Below are 17,535 nucleotides of genomic sequence, written 5' to 3' on the forward strand. Positions count from 1 at the left end.
TATCTCTCAATGCACGCCATTCCATTTCACAATGGTACCTGTAGAACATATAAAAAATCCTTGTGAAGTACATAAAATCCTTTTTTTACCACCATTTTAATGTTTATACAGATGACAAACCGACACCGTCATTTTACTTGCCATGTTCTAATATTGAAACAACCCTTGACACTTGAGATGATTCATTAGAAGTATCTTTAATAATTTTTATCCACATACTAACCCGCTTGTGACAAGCAAACATATACTTTTAATTAACTCAATACAAAAATAAAATGAATTATTTATATAAATCAATTTTTTATCTTTATAATCACATTATTTTTCAGTTTAAATGACAGCCACAAACAGGTACAATAACATTTTTTCAATCTTAGACTTTCAAAGTTATAATTCCAAAAATCATTTCTTGCATATAAAAAACAGAATTGACATGTGAGAAAATAAAAGGCTTAAATATCTCTACTGAACAGCTTCAAGTGCCAAGAGCTGTCTCACAACATTTGGGGGTGTAATGATGCTCGTCTTCCTCCTTCATAAACATAAAGATGGGGATGTGCACAATAGCTTTATCGGTTACACTATTCACAGTCACCGTCGCAAATTGGACTTAGGATTTTTAAGAGAGGTCTCTTTAAAACAAGCACGTGAATATATAACAGCAATCGTGTTTTTTTGGACGTTCTATTTTACCTGACACATCAGAAAAATGCTTTCATTAGAAAATGAGAAAAATAAAGGTGTGAGATAATCTCCATTATTTAAAAGATATTGCTTTAGATAGCGTAAAACTGAATTTAAAAATGATTGTAGAAATGGGAACAGATTTTCAGCTTTAAAATTTCATCTTCTTCCCAAATTAGATTGTCTTCTTGTTTTAAAGAATTACAAAAACAGAGATTCACAATATCCCTGCCCCGATATTCTTAGCTTATACGTTACATAAATAAGATGCTTCTACCTAATGAGTCTTGTACTATTCTGTTTGCAAATATCATTGTGAGATGAATTTAAGAGACAATAAAAATATCTTGTTCATTACATTACATAAACATGTGTAAGTGGAAACGATAATTTATCTTAAAAGAGATAGCTCTTAGACAAAAGCCAAAACTTTTATATTTCAGCCATGTTTCATAAAGAATCGAATGATATGAATCTATAATTTTCTGGAATATGACTGCCTTATACAACCATCAATAAAATCTATTTTATATGTCTATCATAGCATGTTTCTATTTTTTACGATTGGAATTATTAAAAAACAGGATATTATTGAATTTCGTCCTTGAGGGCGCGGCTTAGTAATGTGTTTGCCGCTTCAGTTATATTTTTACCACAATAGAGAATTTGATAAATTTGTTCTACAATGGGCATTTCTACCCCAATACGCTGCGCCAACGTATATACTTCCTTGGTATTTAAGTATCCTTCCACAACCTGACCAATTTGTTTTTCTGCTTCTTTTATATCTATTCCTTTACCAAGAAGTATTCCAAAACGGCGATTACGCGACTGATTATCAGTACATGTCAAAACCAGATCACCTAAGCCTGTCATTCCCATAAATGTGGAAAGCTCAGCACCCATAGCCCCCCCTAAACGACTGATTTCAGCTAGTCCTCGTGTGATAAGAGCTATTCGTGCATTTGCCCCAAAACCTATGCCATCTGATATTCCTGCACCAATAGCAATAACATTTTTGACGGCCCCCCCTAATTGAACACCAATCATATCTGAACTTTTATAAACTCTAAAAGTTTTGTCACAATGAAAAAGTTGCTGCAATTCTTTACCAAACTCAACATCAGAAGCTGCTATCGTCATTGCAGTAGGCCAACCAATAGCTAGTTCTTGCGCAAAAGTTGGTCCAGAAAAAACAGCTAAAGGAATTTTTTCACCTAAAATCTCACGAGCAACCTCTTGTAAGAAACGTCCAGTACCATGTTCTAAACCTTTTGTAGCCCAAATAACGCGTGAATGCTGATCTAAATAAGGCTGAATATTATACAAAACTTGATGAAATACATGGCTTGGAACAGCGATTAATATATTGTGACTTGCCGTTATTGCAGTTTCAAGGGAAGCTTCAAGTAATAAATTTTCAGGAAATCGAACATCGGGTAAATATACTTGATTACAACGTTGTTCCTGTAATTCTTTGATATGTTGAGGACTATATCCCCAAAGTAAAACATTATGACCATTACGGGCAAGAGCTATCGCTAATGCAGTACCAAAAGAACCAGCACCTATAACTGTCATTGCAACGGTTTTCATTAAATTTTCTGATTATTCTCTAAATTTTTGATTTCAATTGCATATTATTATTACAAATAATTTTAATGCTATCTTTAATATAAATTCTTTAAATCTAAAAATATTACTGCTTCGTAGCTTTTTTATCTCACACAATATAAAAATTTGTTTCGCACATTCTCTTTCTTTGTAGTAAATTTTACAAATATCACTTTTTGTATATTCTACAAATAGCTATTTGTCTCAAAAATTAAAGCTTGACTAAATACCCCACGGACTTTCTTTTTTAAATTAAAAGTATATTCAAAATAATGATACTCATTCCACTGATATCTTGTACTTATCTCCTGCTTTATATCCTACAAATTTCTTCTACGAAGCTGATACATGCCGCATCAGCTCCGTAGATATTTCTAACAACTACTCCACAGGAAACTGCGTATTTGGATCTTGATCCATGGGCATTTCTGAACCAGGTGCTTGATCTACAGGAGTTTGCGTACTTAGACCCTGCCCCATGGGCATTTCTGAACTAGGTGCTTGATCTACAGGAGTTTGCGTACTTAGACCCTGCCCCATGGGCATTTCTGAACCAGGTGCTTGATCTACAGGAGTTTGCGTACTTAAACCCTGCCCCATAGGCATTTCTGAACCAGGTGCTTGATCTACAGGAGTTTGCGTACTTAGACCCTGCCCCATGGGCATTTCTGAACCAGGTGCTTGATCTACAGGAGTTTGCGTACTTAAACCCTGCCCCATAGGCATTTCTGAACCAGGTGCTTGATCTACAGGAGTTTGCGTACTTAAACCCTGCCCCATAGGCATTTCTGAACCAGGTGCTTGATCTACAGGAGTTTGCGTACTTAGACCCTGCCCCATAGGCATTTCTGAACCAGGTGCTTGATCTACAAGAGTTTGCGTACTTGCACCTTGCTCCATCGAAACCTCTGAGCCCTGTATCTTTTCTGGCTGTTTTCTTACGGATATATCTTTGTTTGATAACTGCTCAGACACTGAAGAATCATCTCTACTTGATATTTCCGGTTCAATAACACGTCCTGAACCACCCATCATATTATAATTCAAATGAGAAATAGCCCACCAAGTTCCCCCAATAATAACAAAAACGCAAATAGCAGCAAACCACAACGCGCTTAAATTCCACTTGGCGTCTGGACCAGAATTCAAGTGCAAAAAGAAAACAATTTGTACTATAATCTGAATAATCGCCATCCCAATAAGATACGCAACCTTTGTACTAACTGCCCAACTTTCCATCATTCCATACATCACAGGAATAAAAGAACCCAAAGTGAAAAATACAGCCAGAATAAAACCAACCAAATAGGAACCAGTACTGGGACCATGTGTTTCATTTTGCACGCTCATCACAACGCTCCTAATAGATAAACCATGGTGAAAACACCAATCCATACAATATCAAGTAAATGCCAAAAAATGGAAAGACATGCTAAACGTGTTTTATTGTTCTGATCCAAGCCATTACGACGAAGATGAAAAAACATCACAACCATCCAAAGAAGGCCAACACTTACGTGAAGTCCATGGGTGCCAACCAAAGCAAAAAATGCTGACCAATAAGCAGAGAGAATTTCCCGTCCAAAAAGCTGTAAACCTGTTGCAGGATCAATACCCGCATAAGCATTTGGATCAAAATAAAAAACCTCACTCAAAAGTTCATGAAATTCGTAAAGTTCCATACCAATGAAGCAACACCCCAATCCAAAGGTAATAGCCATCCATAAACGCACACCACTGATGTTATTTTTATGTGCTTGTACCATTGCAAAGCCATAAGTGACGGACGAAAACAACAAGAAAGCAGTCTCAACCAAAACAAACTTTAAATCTATAAACTCACTGCCCGCTTTACCACCACCATAAGAAGCAGAAAATACAGCAAAACTTGAAAACAGTGTCGAAAACAGGATTAAGTCTGAAAGAATATAGACCCAAAAACCAAACGTCATTACCGAGCTACTATCGTGGTGAAGTTCATCTATAGTACTCGCGTTATTCATTGTTACAGCACTCATACTGTCACTCCTTGTTCTTTAAGAACAGCCGTAAAGGCATCTTCAGTTTTTTGCACTTCTTCAGCTGGAATATAGTAACCATGATGATCACCTGTTAATGAATGACACACAAGCGTTGCAATAAAACCAACCAGTCCAACCGCAACAAGCCACCAAATATGCCAAACAAGCGCAAAACCAACAACTAATGAGAAGAAGCCAGCAATAATTCCAGCCGATGTATTCGATGGCATATGAATTTTTGTAAATCCACTTGTCGGCCGTTGATAACCACTTTTCTTCATATTCCAATAAGCATCATCAGACTGTATCTTTGGAAGGAGGGCAAAATTATAAGAAGGAGGCGGTGAAGAGGTAAACCATTCAAGTGTACGTGCATCACCCCAAGAATCATTTAATGTTACCGGTAAGTGCCCTTTATGCTTAATACCGTACCAAATCGCCAAAACAACCTGTAGCACAAAACAAAGGATACCAAGTAAGATAATACAAGCACCCAATGCAGCAATAATAAACATCGGCTGCCAACTAGGTTCCATGTAATGCTGAAGACGACGCGTCGCCCCCATTAAACCAAGCGCATAAACGGGGAAAAAGGCAAGGTAAAAACCAATAAACCAACACCAAAAAGATGTAATACCTAGTATGCGATTTGGTTTATAACCAAAAACTTTTGGAAACCAAAATGCAATCCCCGCTAAGTACGCAAAAACCACACCTCCAATAATTGTATGATGGAAATGTGCTATCAAAAAGAGCGAATTATGAAACTGCCAATCAGCAGGAACAATAGATAATAAAACACCTGTTAATCCACCACCAACAAATGTAAAGATCATACCCATGCACCAAAGCATAGGAGGCTCAAAGCGAATCCGACCTCTATACATCGTAAGCAGCCAATTAAAAACTTTTACACCGGTTGGAACTGCAATAATCATCGTAGCAATACTAAAGAAGGTATTTACAGCTTCACCCCCACCCATTGTGAAGAAATGATGGCCCCAAACAAGAAGCGAAAGAATCAAAATAACCAACATGGCCCATATCATTGAAGTATAACCAAAGAGGCGTTTTGAAGAAAAAGTTGATACAACTTCAGAAACAATTCCAAAAGCAGGAACAACCAAAACATAAACCTCAGGATGACCAAAAACCCAAACATAGTTAATCCATACCATCGGATTTCCGCCACCAACATTGGTAAAGAAATTCATGTTCAAATAACGATCACATGCCAAGAGTGCAAATGCTACAGCCAAAACAGGATAAATGACTACAATAAGAACATTGCTGACAAAAGCACTCCAACAAAAAATAGGCATTCTCATCATTGTCATTCCAGGAGCACGCATTTTAATCATCGTTGCAATAAAATTCACTGATCCCATTGTTGTTGCAATACCAGAAAGCTGAAGTGACCATAAATAATAATCTACCCCTGTATCTGGACTCGTTTGCAATTCTGTAAAAGGTGGATACATCAACCAACCACCACGACCAAAATTCCCAACACCTAGGGATATGTTAATCAATATCGCCCCTGCAGCCGTAATCCAAAAACCTAGATTATTTGCAAAGGGAAAAGCAACATCACGCGCACCAATTTGAAGTGGTATAAGATAATTAAAAAGACCAAATAAAATAGGCGTGGCCATGAAAAAAATCATGATCGTACCATGCGCCGAAAAAATTTGATCAAAATGCTCAGGGGGCAAATAACCTGCTGTTTCACTCCCAAGAGCTAAAGCTTGATGCGTTCGCATCATAAGTGCGTCCGCAAAACCGCGAACAAGCATAATAATTCCAAGAACGATGTACATAATACCTATGCGTTTATGGTCAACCGTTGTAATCCAATTTCGCCATAGAATCCCCCACCACCCAAGTACTGTTAGAGCAATAACAGCAATTAAACCAACCAAAACAATCGCAATACATGTATACAAAACGATCGGTTCATGTGCAAGCGCATGAAAAGCACCTGCCGTAGGATCTGTAAGTCTTCCAAACATTTCTCAACCCATTTCAAATGAAATTCAAGTTTAAAAGAAACCTTTGTTAAAAGGGCTCTTTACTTTATTGACTCTGTTAAATAACATCAGGATCAAATACTGAACATAGTGCACCCCATAGCGTCTGAGCAGCAGCACGTTTCATTAAATCTTCATTACATACCGTCTTTTCATCGACACATCGATTCACAACACGATAGTAAAGCCGCTTCTCAACAGGTGCAAAATAACGAACTTCAGCATCTTTTTCCTTCGCAGCAATATCACCCATACGAGGCGCAATAGAAAGTTGACGATAAGATGAACGATCAAGTACTCGACCATTAGCCCGAGCTTTTACAATCCAATCCTCAAAATCCTGCAAAGACACAGAATGCCACTTAAACCGCATACCCGAAAAACCATCACCACTATAATTTGCTGAGGCTCCTTTGAATACTCCTTGCTCTTCAGCGACCAAATGCAACTTAGCATTCATCTGCGGCATAGCGTAAAGAACTGTACCCAATTTGGGAACCCAAAAAGCATTGACAGAATTCTCTGACGTCAATTGCAATAAAACTTGACGTCCTTCAGGCGCATAAATCTCATTAATCGATGCAACACCGTATTCAGGATAAATAAAAAGCCATTTCCAATCAAGAGCAACAGCATCAATCTGTAATGGCTTTCCTTCACCTACAACTTCCACTGGAAGAGGATTTGTAGGTTCAAGCTTATAGGTATAATAAGCTGTTAATGAACCTAAAACCATTACAATTACAACTGGAATACCCCACATCAATGCTTCAATTTTATTTGAATGTGCCCAATCAGGAGAATAGTCCGCTTTCATATTCGATGCACGATATTTTATAGCTAAAAATACCACACTCACCATAACTGGGATAACAATACAAAGCATCACCACCACACAAACAACGATCAAAATGAGCTGTTGACGTGCAACATAACCTGATGGCTGCATAACATCAATTTTACAACCAGACAAAAGCAGTGCTCCCCCTAAAATCACAAGCATTTCTAATTGTCTAACAAAGCTTTTCATCTCTATTTACCCCCGTCATACGCACTAAAAACTGTCATAAATATATACCTCACATTGTACAGATTTGAAAATAATTATCAAGAGAATAAAATGCCTATATTACTCTTATTAAACGCTTACTCTTTACCTATCACAATTTAATTGTTTTGCTTAATTGTTTTGCAATATACTCAAGTGCAAACCGATATCCATCACCTCCACACCCAGTTATAATAGCGTCTACACCTGCAGATGTATAAGAATGGTGACGAAAAGCTTCACGCTGATAAATATGAGATAAATGAACTTCTACTTTCGGCCCTGAAAACATTTTTAGGGCATCAAGAAGTGCAACAGATGTATGACTGTAAGCCGCTGGGTTAATGATCAATCCAGAACTTGCCTCTATTGCTTCTTGTATCCATGCCACTAATTGCCCTTCATAGTTACTTTGATAAAAATTTATTATAATATCATTTTTTTTTGCCCATTCTCTGCATCTTTTTTCAATATCTTCTAGAGTTTCAGTTCCATAAATTTCTGGCTCACGTTGACCTAGAAAATTTAAATTAGGACCATTTAAAATCGTTATTATCTCTGACATAGCAAGCCTTTTCTTTCAGACCTATCACTTATTAAAAAAATATTTAGCATGTTTTTACGGCAATAAAGCTCCATCCTTAATCTCAAAGAATTCTGCGCGTCCTTTTAAGTCATCAAATAAAAGACGATCTGTTCCTGTCATAAATGTTTGTACAGCTAAATCATCAAGAATATCAAATAGAGCAGCACGTCGATGCGAATCAAGATGGGCAGCCATTTCATCAAGAAGAAGAATAGGAGATCTTTCCGACATCATACCTGTTAGACGTGCATGACACAAAACTAAACCTGTTAGCAGCGCTTTTTGTTCACCTGTTGAACAAGATGTTGCTGCTCTATTTTTATCAGCATAAAAAACCTGCAAATCTGCACGATGTGGTCCTTCTAACGTCCGACCAGCAGCACGATCCATTGCGCGATTATGCCGCAATCGATCACAAAATTGTTCTTCAACTTCAGTTGCTGATATTTCACTAAGAGCTGTTTCTAAAAAACCATCAATTTGCAAAAAAGCTCGTGGAAAAGGTATCTGTGAGGGCATTTGTGTAAACATGTCATTTAAAAGACGAATAACATCAACACGCGCCGCAGAAATAGCTGTCGCCAATTCTGCCATTTGCTTTTCTAAAGCATCAAACCAAGCACAATCTTCATTTCCATCTAAAAACAAACGATTACGTGCGCGCATAGCTCTATCATAATCGGCTATGCGGCGCCTATGCAAGGGATCAATCGCCAAAACCATACGGTCCAAAAAACTACGGCGCTCAAGTGAAGGACCTGTAAAAAGACCATCCATAGACGGTGTTAGGACACTAATATGACAATAATCTGTTAGGCAATCACTCGACTCATTCACACCATTAATATGGACCTTTCGACTGTTATCGCTAACCTCAAAAGCTGTACCAATCTTTACTTCACCATAAAGAGCGCATTCAAGACGCGCAAATACAACAAATCCTCCACCACCACCATCTACAAAACTAACGTCAGAATAAACAGCACGCCGCAAACCACGACCAGGAGAAAGAAAAGATAACGCCTCTAAAAGATTCGTCTTACCAGCACCATTATGGCCAGTAAAAACCACATGCTGACCAGAAAAATGAATATTGAAAAAAGAATAATTGCGATAACGTAAAAGCTTCAGCTGCCTCACTGCCACTTTGTGCACATGACTGGCCATGCATTGCAAAACAACGGCCCCTAAACGCGAATAGGCATCAGTACATAGAGCACATCCGCATCATCATTATCACGAATCAGAGCTGGTGCTCCAGCCTCAGCCAACATAAAAACCATCTCATCACTTGAAAGCTGCCCAGCAATATCCAAAAGATAACGTGAATTAAATCCTATCTCAAGCGGTTCAGATGCATAAGTTACTGATAATTGATCTTCTGCACTGCCCGAATCTGGGCTATTAACAACAAGCCTTAACTGTCCATGCTCAATCGTTAATTTAACTGCACGCCCCCGATCACTTGAAATCGTTGAAACACGATCAACTGCAGAAGAAAAGTCCTGCCTATTAACAATTAATTCTTTATCATTTCCAAGAGGGATAACACGTTGATAATCTGGAAATGTTCCATCAATTAATTTTGATGTAAAAATCACAGAGCCTATAGAAAAACGAATTTTTGTCTCCGAAAGCTCTATACATACATCGCTATCATTTTCTTCTGAAAGAAGTTTTTGCAATTCTCCTACAGCTTTACGGGGAACAATAACACCAGGCATTCCCTCAACTCCCGAAGGAGCTTCCATCTCAACTTGTGCCAAACGATGACCATCAGTTGCAACCAAACGCAATTTCAAAACACCATCATTAATAATATGGAAATAAATACCATTAAGATAATAACGGGTTTCTTCAGTAGAAATGGCAAATTGTGTACAATCAAGTAAATGTTTTAAGCCTGATGCCGATAAAGAAAAACGATAACCAAATTGCCCAGGAAGCGACTCTGGAAAGTCTGCCTTCGGAAGACATTGAAGCTGAAAATGTGCACAACCCGAAACAACGGACATTGTACCTGCTTGATTCTCATCGAGGGATAATACAACTTCATTGCTATCAGGAAGTTTTCGAATGATATCATAGAGCAAATGTGCCGGAACAGTTGTTGCTCCAGCTTGTTTAACATTAACTGCAAAAGATTCCATAACCTCTAAATCAAGGTCTGTTGCTTTTAACTGTACACGGCCATTTTCTGCATCAATCAACACATTCGATAAAATAGGAACAGTATTACGGCGCTCTACCACACGGTGAACCCGACCAAGAGACTTGAGAAATTGACTGCGATCAACTGTAATACGCATAAAAGCCCCGTATGATTTACTAAAAACTATAAGAATTCTTTAGACTTAAAGAATAGATCCCTTTAGAGAATCGCCTGCTAGAGTTTATTAAACCTCTCTTAAAATGGCAAGTCACTCCTGCATAAGAAAAAATAAATCTTTTCATTAAATTCTTTAAAGTCTCTCCAAAGAAAGAAACGATAAACACTATACAGCCTGTTCTCCAATCAACCGCTTAAGCAACTCAAGTTCCTTAGCCAAGGTCTGATCACCACAAACCAAATCTTCAATTTTACGCACAGCGTGTAAAACTGTTGTATGATCACGCCCACCAAAACGGCGCCCAATTTCTGGTAATGAGCGAGGAGTTAATACTTTTGCTAAATACATTGCAACTTGCCGTGGCTTCACAACCGTACGTGTTCGACGATTAGATAACAAGTCCTGTTTAGAAACATTATAATGGCGTGCTACCGTACGCTGAATTTCTTCAATCCGAATACGCTTAGGTTCACCAGGACGTGTCAAATGACCTAATAATTCATCAATCCGCTCTAAAGATAAATCAGACTCAAAAGATTGACGAAACAAGAGCTGATTAAACGCACCTTCAATATCACGCCCCGACCCTAAAACCGTTTTCGCAATATATTCCAAGATATCATCAGAAATTGATACCATGCCATCATCTTGTTGTGCCACCTTCAACCGCTGGCGCAACATTTGCAAACGCATTTCATAATCTGGCGCTTCAATTTCAAGAGCTACCCCTCCCTGAAGACGAGAGCGAACGCGAAGATCAAGCGATTCTAATTCTGCTGGTGGACGATCTGCAGCGACAACAACCTGTTTTGCACTATCAAGTAACATATTAAGCAAATGGCAAAACTCATGTTGTATCGACTTACCCTGCAAAAACTGCATATCATCAATAATCAAAAGGTCGATATCACGAAGCTGTTCTTTAAAAGAAAGAGCATCATTATCACGAATAGCTGTTGCAAAACGCCACATAAAATATTCAGCAGTTAAATAAATAACGCGCGCAGACGTTAAACGCTTCAATGCAGAAGCAGCAATCGCTTGAAGCAAATGTGTTTTTCCTAAACCAACAGATGCGTGAATAAAAAGAGGATTAAAACGTAAGGCACTTTTATGCCCCTCTGCAATGGAACGCGCAGCTGCTAAAGCAACACGATTAGAAGCCCCCTCAACAAAACTTTCAAAAGTATAGCGAGAATCAAGTGGAGATCCAAAAACTCCCGTTTGAGAATTCTTAACTGAATGCTCTGCGCAACTTTCAACAAAAGATGAAGTCGCCTGCTCCTCTAGCACAACAGGAGGAACACTTCTTTTACAAACGACATCTCTTGAAACGCGTTCCATACCACGAACAATAACTTCAACACGAAGAATTGCTGAATTCTCTTGTTTCCATAAATGAGTCAAAAGAGAACCATAGTGATTATTAATCCATGAACGTAAAAAAGCAGTAGGAACAGAAAGCTTTACAAGAGTATGACTATATTCAGCAAGCTTCACACGTCCAAACCAACTGGTATAAGCCTCAACACCAACCTGCACCTTTAATTGCGCCATAACACGTATAAAAGCCGCCGCACTTTCCTCCTCTGAAACAATAGAATGCCCTATAGAAGCATTTCTACAAACGTTCTCATCACTTTCCGTCATCCTATTCTTTATTATGTTCTCTGCCGACAGGATATTTACCGAAACCCTTTTAAAGGAACTAGCTTTAGAGTTCAATTTATCCACCATCTTCCATCCTGATAAAAATAAAATTTTGTCCTGCCAAACAACTAAAATAAATCTAGCGAAGGCAAAACGCCCTACCCCAAATAAGATTACTCACCCTCCCCTAGGATAGCCTCATCACAACCCTACTAACAAAGATGACCAATAAGATTTACTTGCACTCATGATATGACCCACCCTTCTAAAATGGTAAACATATCCATTAAGAAAACTAAAAAACCGTCAGAAAACCTCTCCAACACAAAAATTTCGAAAAGCCTAAATCAAAACATCTTGTATTCAACAAAATACAGAATAATGCGCTGATGTGACCCCTTCATGCTTCTTAGTCTTCATAAGAACCATACAAAACAGCAGAGGTAAAATGCAAGAGGTCAAAATAAAATCAAAAAACCCGAAAAAAATGCTTATATTAATGAGGACTGAAAAAAATATTGATTCAATTCATTTTTTTTCTCTAAATTTACCAATAATTAAAGAATCTCTTCAGATTTAAAAAAAAAAATAAAATGCTTGACAAAAAAGACTCTGTACAAATCCACAAAGCTTGTGGATAACCATACCTCCCTCTATAAACTTTCTCTCCTTTTTCAAGTGGAGAATCATTATCGATTCTTATTTTCAATAGAAACTTTTTGAAATAATAAACAAAAAGCCAGCATCCTCATGGATACTGGCTTTGTTCTCAATTAAAGGAGAAAAAGCTTAAACGCTGAGAGCCTTCAAACGTTTAGCTAAACGTGATACTTTCCTCGCAGCAGCATTTTTATGAAAAACCCCTTTAGAAACTGCACGCATAATTTCAGGCTCAAAATTCTTAAAAGCAATCTCTGCAGATGCCTTATCGCCACCCGCTAAAGCGTCATCAAACTTACGTATAAAAGTACGAACGCGTGAACGGCGGGCCTTATTAACCTGTGTGCGCGCCGCAACCTTGCGCACCGCTTTTCGAGCAGAAGGTGTATTCGCCATAAATATAATCTCTCTTTCAACACCTTGGCAAAATGAGTCTCAATAACAACTCTACCAATATAAATAAATCCAACTCAAGCAAAACTATAAAGCTGCCTATAACCGTGTGGGTTATAGCGCAATCCTAAAGCTAACGTCAATTAGATTTTCAAAGATAGCCATAAAAAAACGAAGCCAAACTCTTTGATCCGCAACTTTATAGCTTAATAATAGATATTCCTTAACAAACAAAAGAATTTAAACGGCTAACTTACGCAAGACATATTGCAAAATTCCACCATGATGCAAATAATCTAGCTCATCTTCAGTATCAACACGGCATAATAATGGAACAGTTTTTACCGTACCATCAGAAAAAGTAATTTTCGCTACAGTCTTTTGACGAGGTTTCAAGTTATGAATCCCTTCAATTGTCACCTGTTCATCTCCCTTTAAGCCTAAAGATTTCCAACTTAGCCCCTCCTCAAAGACAAAAGGGACAACGCCCATACCAACAAGATTAGAGCGATGAATCCTTTCAAAAGACTGCACAATCACTGCTTTGACACCAAGAAGATTGGTCCCCTTGGCAGCCCAATCGCGGGATGATCCATTACCATATTCAATACCTGCAAAAACAACGAGTGGAATACCTTCTTGTTTATACGCCATTGCTGCATCGTAAATGGTTTGTTCTACCGCTGACGGATAATGAACCGTATAACCTCCTTCTCGACCATTTTCCCCTAACATGAAATTACGAATGCGAATATTGGCAAAGGTCCCACGTACCATAACTTCATGATTCCCACGACGCGTTCCATACTGATTAAAATCAGCCACTTTAACACCATGATTCATTAAATATTTTCCGGCAGGAGAAGCTGCTTTAATAGAACCAGCAGGAGAAATATGATCCGTTGTGATTTTATCACCAAATAAACCTAAAATCCGTGCATCTCTAATATCTGGTAAGATATCAGGTGTTTTCTGCATATCATCGAAATAAGGTGGATTGCGTACATAGGTGGATTGCTCATCCCAAGAATAGGTAGAACCCGTAGGAATCTGAACTTTTTGCCAATTTTCATCTCCCTTAAAAACATCTGCATACTTTTCGGCAAAAACCTTACGCGTGACATTTTTTTCGATAAATTCCTGTATTTCTTGAGAAGTTGGCCAAATATCTCTCAAATAAATGGGGTGGCCATTTGTATCTTCACCAAGAGGCTCCTTAGTTAAATCTTTACACACCGTCCCGATGAGCGCATGTGCAACAACTAACGGTGGTGACGCTAAATAATTCGCTTGCACATCAGGGGAAACACGCCCTTCAAAATTACGATTTCCTGAAAGAACTGCAGATGCAATTATACCATTGTCATTAATCGTTTTGGAAATAGCTGGATGCAAAGGACCAGAATTCCCAATACATGTTGTGCACCCAAATCCTACTAAGTTAAATCCTAATGCATCTAAATCTTTTTGCAGACCCGAATTTTGAAGGTAAGCTTCAACGACTTGTGAACCAGGTGCAAGAGAAGTTTTTACCCATGGTTTGCTCTTGAGACCCTTTGCCACAGCATTTCGTGCCAAAAGGCCCGCTGCAATAAGAACACTTGGATTCGATGTATTCGTACACGACGTAATCGCAGCGATCACCACATCACCGTGACCAAGCGTATATTCTTCACCCTCAACCTGATAACGCTTATCTTGTCCAGAAGTCTTCTTATAGTCTTCGACCAATGCCTTCTCAAAACCCTGCCCAACATTTTCCAATGCAATACGTCCTTCAGGACGTTTAGGACCAGCCATAGAAGGGACAACGGTTCCCATATCTAATTCAATTGTATCACTAAAAATGGGATGAGCCACCATTTCATCATGCCACATCCCTTGTGCTTTGGTGTAAGCCTCCACTAAGGCAATCCGACTTTCATCACGCCCTGTCATATTGAGATAACGCACTGTCTCCTTATCAATTGGGAAAAAACCACACGTTGCTCCATATTCAGGTGCCATATTTCCAATCGTTGCCCGATCAGCAAGCGTCATATGCTCCAAACCAGGACCAAAAAACTCAACAAATTTACCGACAACACCCTTCCGACGTAGCATTTGGGTCACCGTTAATACGAGATCGGTGGCTGTTACACCTTCCTTAAGTTTACCTGTTAGACGAAAACCAATCACTTCAGGTAACAACATAGAAACAGGTTGGCCTAACATTGCTGCTTCTGCTTCAATACCACCAACACCCCAACCTAAAACCCCTAAACCATTTACCATAGTCGTATGCGAATCAGTTCCCACACAGGTGTCAGGATAAATCGTCTCACAGCCCTCTTCATTCTTCATCCATACACATTGTGCTAAATATTCTAAGTTAACCTGATGACAAATCCCTGTTCCTGGAGGAACAACGCGAAAATTTTGAAAGGCTTGTTGCCCCCATTTAAGGAAACGATAGCGTTCACCATTGCGTTCATATTCATGCTCAACGTTTTCCTTAAAAGCCATGGAATTGCCAAAAGCATCAACAATAACTGAGTGATCAATGATGAGATCAACGGGAATGAGAGGATTAATTTTTTCAGCGTTACCGCCAAGTTTAACCATAGCATCACGCATTGCAGAAAGATCAACAACTGCTGGAACACCTGTAAAATCCTGCATAAGAACACGTGCAGGACGGTAAGCAATTTCTGCCCCAGCGCTCCCTTTGTCGTTTAACCACTTAGCAACGTTGAAGATATCCTCTTTTTTAACTGTGCGACCATCTTCGAATCGCAATAAATTTTCGAGAATAACTTTCATCGAAAACGGTAAACGAGAAACACCTTCAAGTCCGTTCTTCTCCGCTTCAATCAAGCTATAATAAGTATATTCTTTGCCACCAACATTTAATACTCTACGACAATTAAAGCTATCAATTTGAGTCATGACTGTCCACCCTCATACTATAACCACCCAATTTCCAGGAATGAACAACACAAACTACGAGTCAAGGTCGCAGCTTGAGCGCAGACGCAATTACCTCCGCCATCCATTTCCCCCTCCACCCTCTAGGCATAATGCGGAAATCAGCGCCAGAAACCATTTTACACCAGATATTGATGTAAGGTATCCCTTATAGAACTATTTCTAGAACTATTCTAGGTACAATTGCATAAAAAATGTGTTTTTTATTCTATAATGCAATAAAGAATATGAAAATAAAAACAAAATAGGCAATCACATGGTGTTATCAGGCAAAGATTTAGCCGCTTACAGAAACGAGGAAATTCTGTTTCAAGGTCTTTCTTTTTGTTTATTTTCACAGCAACTTATGACAATCACCGGTCCTAATGGTATCGGAAAGTCTACATTACTCCGAATCATTGTCGGTCTTCTTGAGGCTGCTGAAGGTCATATAATACTTAAAGACCATGATCAAATATACCCTGTTGCAACTGCTTGTCATTATCTTGGTCCTCAAAATGCTATGAAACCTCTCTTATCTGTCATTGATAATTTGCAATTTTGGGCAGATTTTTACGGTCAACATTTACGTTTTGCGCATGAAGCTCTTGCCGATATTGGTCTTTCTAACCTTGAACATTTACCCTTTAACGCTCTGTCAACTGGACAACAAAGACGCGTAGCTATTGCTCGCCTTTTGCTCTCCTATCGTCCTCTTTGGATTTTAGATGAACCAATATCTGGGCTTGATAACCATGCTCAAAAACTCCTCGCTCGTATTTTCCAGCGTCATCTCAATCAAGGTGGTATGATTATCGCTGCAACTCATAATTCCATAGGCATTCCAGAAAACCATAAAATCGCTCTGGAAAAATTTTTACCTCTCTAGGAGAGAATAAAATGAAAGCACTGTTCTGGCGTGATCTTAAACTATTATTAGCGCTACAAGCCACTTCACTAACAGGATTATTGTTTTTTATCGCTGTTGTTGTCATAATCCCCTTTGCCATTGGACCAGATCCCAAAACTCTTGCACAAATAGGACCAGGTATATTGTGGTTTGGAGCCCTTCTTGCAGGACTCCTCAATCTGAACAAACTTTTCCAAATCGATCGCGATGATGGTAATCTCGACCAATTTATCCTTTCAGGAAAAAGACAAAGTTTTACACTAATTGTCTTTACAAAATGTCTTGCCCATTGGGTAGGAACAATGCTTCCTCTTATTTTTGCCACACCTATTTTAGCCCTCATGCTCCATTTAGATGTAGTAATAACTTTTACAACAATACTTACCCTTTTATGCGGAACACCAGCTATTATTTTTATTGGTGCTATAGGCGCTGCACTCGCAACCTCATTGTTGCACAGTACTTTGCTTATTTTTATCATTATCTTGCCGTGGATCATTCCAATTATGATTTTTGGTGTTTCCGCTGCTACAGCCCCAATAAACCCAAATACCTCTTTTCTCACTTCTCTAGCTCTTCTCAGCGCTTTTTCACTTCTTTTGAGTCTCTTTAGCTCTTTTGTTGCTGCGATAACGCTTAAACTTTTATCAGAATAATAAAAGA

The 17,535-nt window shown here is 38.6% G+C and carries 13 protein-coding genes; 2 read left to right on the forward strand and 11 right to left on the reverse strand.

The window, feature by feature from the left end; translation table 11 throughout:
• Window positions 1-1,272: 1,272 nt before the first annotated feature.
• From gpsA to acnA, 11 genes are all read right to left on the reverse strand, one after another.
• On the reverse strand, window positions 1,273-2,280 hold the full coding sequence (gene gpsA, locus ACFINX_RS00170; RefSeq protein WP_375652409.1) for an NAD(P)H-dependent glycerol-3-phosphate dehydrogenase: 1,008 nt from the start codon (window positions 2,278-2,280) through the stop codon (window positions 1,273-1,275).
• 399 nt (window positions 2,281-2,679) lie between these two features.
• Complete coding sequence (gene cyoD, locus ACFINX_RS00175; protein ID WP_375668146.1) at window positions 2,680-3,648, reverse strand: cytochrome o ubiquinol oxidase subunit IV; 969 nt, start codon at window positions 3,646-3,648, stop codon at window positions 2,680-2,682.
• Window positions 3,648-4,316 carry a cytochrome (ubi)quinol oxidase subunit III gene (locus ACFINX_RS00180; protein ID WP_375628427.1) on the reverse strand — a complete coding sequence of 223 codons (669 nt, stop codon included), beginning with the start codon at window positions 4,314-4,316 and terminating at the stop codon, window positions 3,648-3,650. Before ACFINX_RS00180 ends, cyoD begins: the two co-directional genes overlap by 1 nt.
• A complete protein-coding gene (gene cyoB / locus ACFINX_RS00185) occupies window positions 4,313-6,331 on the reverse strand; it encodes a cytochrome o ubiquinol oxidase subunit I (protein WP_375611433.1) in 2,019 nt (672 codons plus the stop codon). The genes ACFINX_RS00180 and cyoB overlap by 4 nt, the downstream gene beginning before the upstream one ends.
• A 76-nt stretch (window positions 6,332-6,407) precedes the next feature.
• The gene (cyoA, locus tag ACFINX_RS00190; protein ID WP_375611432.1) at window positions 6,408-7,379 is read right to left on the reverse strand and encodes a ubiquinol oxidase subunit II; all 972 of its coding nucleotides are present in this window, start codon (window positions 7,377-7,379) and stop codon (window positions 6,408-6,410) included.
• A 130-nt stretch (window positions 7,380-7,509) separates the two neighbouring features.
• A complete protein-coding gene (gene aroQ, locus ACFINX_RS00195) occupies window positions 7,510-7,962 on the reverse strand; it encodes a type II 3-dehydroquinate dehydratase (RefSeq protein ID WP_375611431.1) in 453 nt (150 codons plus the stop codon).
• Between the two features lie 54 nt (window positions 7,963-8,016).
• Window positions 8,017-9,150 carry a DNA replication/repair protein RecF gene (gene recF, locus ACFINX_RS00200; protein ID WP_375611469.1) on the reverse strand — a complete coding sequence of 378 codons (1,134 nt, stop codon included), beginning with the start codon at window positions 9,148-9,150 and terminating at the stop codon, window positions 8,017-8,019.
• A 20-nt stretch (window positions 9,151-9,170) separates the two neighbouring features.
• On the reverse strand, window positions 9,171-10,292 hold the full coding sequence (dnaN, locus tag ACFINX_RS00205) for a DNA polymerase III subunit beta (protein WP_375606188.1): 1,122 nt from the start codon (window positions 10,290-10,292) through the stop codon (window positions 9,171-9,173).
• Window positions 10,293-10,478: 186 nt separating this feature from the next.
• Window positions 10,479-12,050, reverse strand: a complete 1,572-nt coding sequence (gene dnaA / locus ACFINX_RS00210) for a chromosomal replication initiator protein DnaA (protein ID WP_375611430.1) — start codon at window positions 12,048-12,050, stop codon at window positions 10,479-10,481.
• Window positions 12,051-12,752: 702 nt separating this feature from the next.
• On the reverse strand, window positions 12,753-13,019 hold the full coding sequence (gene rpsT / locus ACFINX_RS00215; RefSeq protein WP_273790272.1) for a 30S ribosomal protein S20: 267 nt from the start codon (window positions 13,017-13,019) through the stop codon (window positions 12,753-12,755).
• A gap of 237 nt (window positions 13,020-13,256) precedes the next feature.
• Window positions 13,257-15,944: an aconitate hydratase AcnA gene (acnA, locus tag ACFINX_RS00220; RefSeq protein ID WP_375611429.1), complete on the reverse strand. Its 2,688-nt coding sequence runs from the start codon at window positions 15,942-15,944 to the stop codon at window positions 13,257-13,259.
• Between the two features lie 295 nt (window positions 15,945-16,239).
• Here acnA and ccmA point away from each other — a divergent pair, with 295 nt between their 5' ends.
• Together ccmA and ccmB are read left to right on the forward strand one after the other, a co-directional pair.
• Window positions 16,240-16,851 (forward strand): heme ABC exporter ATP-binding protein CcmA, encoded by a 612-nt coding sequence (gene ccmA, locus ACFINX_RS00225; protein WP_375611428.1) that lies wholly within the window; start codon window positions 16,240-16,242, stop codon window positions 16,849-16,851.
• Window positions 16,852-16,862: 11 nt separating this feature from the next.
• Window positions 16,863-17,528, forward strand: coding sequence for a heme exporter protein CcmB (gene ccmB / locus ACFINX_RS00230; protein ID WP_375668147.1), 666 nt, complete (start codon window positions 16,863-16,865; stop codon window positions 17,526-17,528).
• Window positions 17,529-17,535: the final 7 nt, after the last annotated feature.

Source organism: Bartonella sp. AP36NXGY (genome assembly GCF_042195865.1).
Taxonomy (GTDB): domain Bacteria; phylum Pseudomonadota; class Alphaproteobacteria; order Rhizobiales; family Rhizobiaceae; genus Bartonella.

Coding starts and splice junctions, on each gene's coding strand:
- gpsA (WP_375652409.1), bottom strand. CDS start 2,280: ATGAAAACCGTTGCAATGACAGTTATAGGTGCTGGTTCTTTTGGTACT.
- cyoD (WP_375668146.1), bottom strand. CDS start 3,648: ATGAGCGTGCAAAATGAAACACATGGTCCCAGTACTGGTTCCTATTTG.
- ACFINX_RS00180 (WP_375628427.1), bottom strand. CDS start 4,316: ATGAGTGCTGTAACAATGAATAACGCGAGTACTATAGATGAACTTCAC.
- cyoB (WP_375611433.1), bottom strand. CDS start 6,331: ATGTTTGGAAGACTTACAGATCCTACGGCAGGTGCTTTTCATGCGCTT.
- cyoA (WP_375611432.1), bottom strand. CDS start 7,379: ATGAAAAGCTTTGTTAGACAATTAGAAATGCTTGTGATTTTAGGGGGA.
- aroQ (WP_375611431.1), bottom strand. CDS start 7,962: ATGTCAGAGATAATAACGATTTTAAATGGTCCTAATTTAAATTTTCTA.
- recF (WP_375611469.1), bottom strand. CDS start 9,150: ATGGCCAGTCATGTGCACAAAGTGGCAGTGAGGCAGCTGAAGCTTTTA.
- dnaN (WP_375606188.1), bottom strand. CDS start 10,292: ATGCGTATTACAGTTGATCGCAGTCAATTTCTCAAGTCTCTTGGTCGG.
- dnaA (WP_375611430.1), bottom strand. CDS start 12,050: ATGGTGGATAAATTGAACTCTAAAGCTAGTTCCTTTAAAAGGGTTTCG.
- rpsT (WP_273790272.1), bottom strand. CDS start 13,019: ATGGCGAATACACCTTCTGCTCGAAAAGCGGTGCGCAAGGTTGCGGCG.
- acnA (WP_375611429.1), bottom strand. CDS start 15,944: ATGACTCAAATTGATAGCTTTAATTGTCGTAGAGTATTAAATGTTGGT.
- ccmA (WP_375611428.1), top strand. CDS start 16,240: ATGGTGTTATCAGGCAAAGATTTAGCCGCTTACAGAAACGAGGAAATT.
- ccmB (WP_375668147.1), top strand. CDS start 16,863: ATGAAAGCACTGTTCTGGCGTGATCTTAAACTATTATTAGCGCTACAA.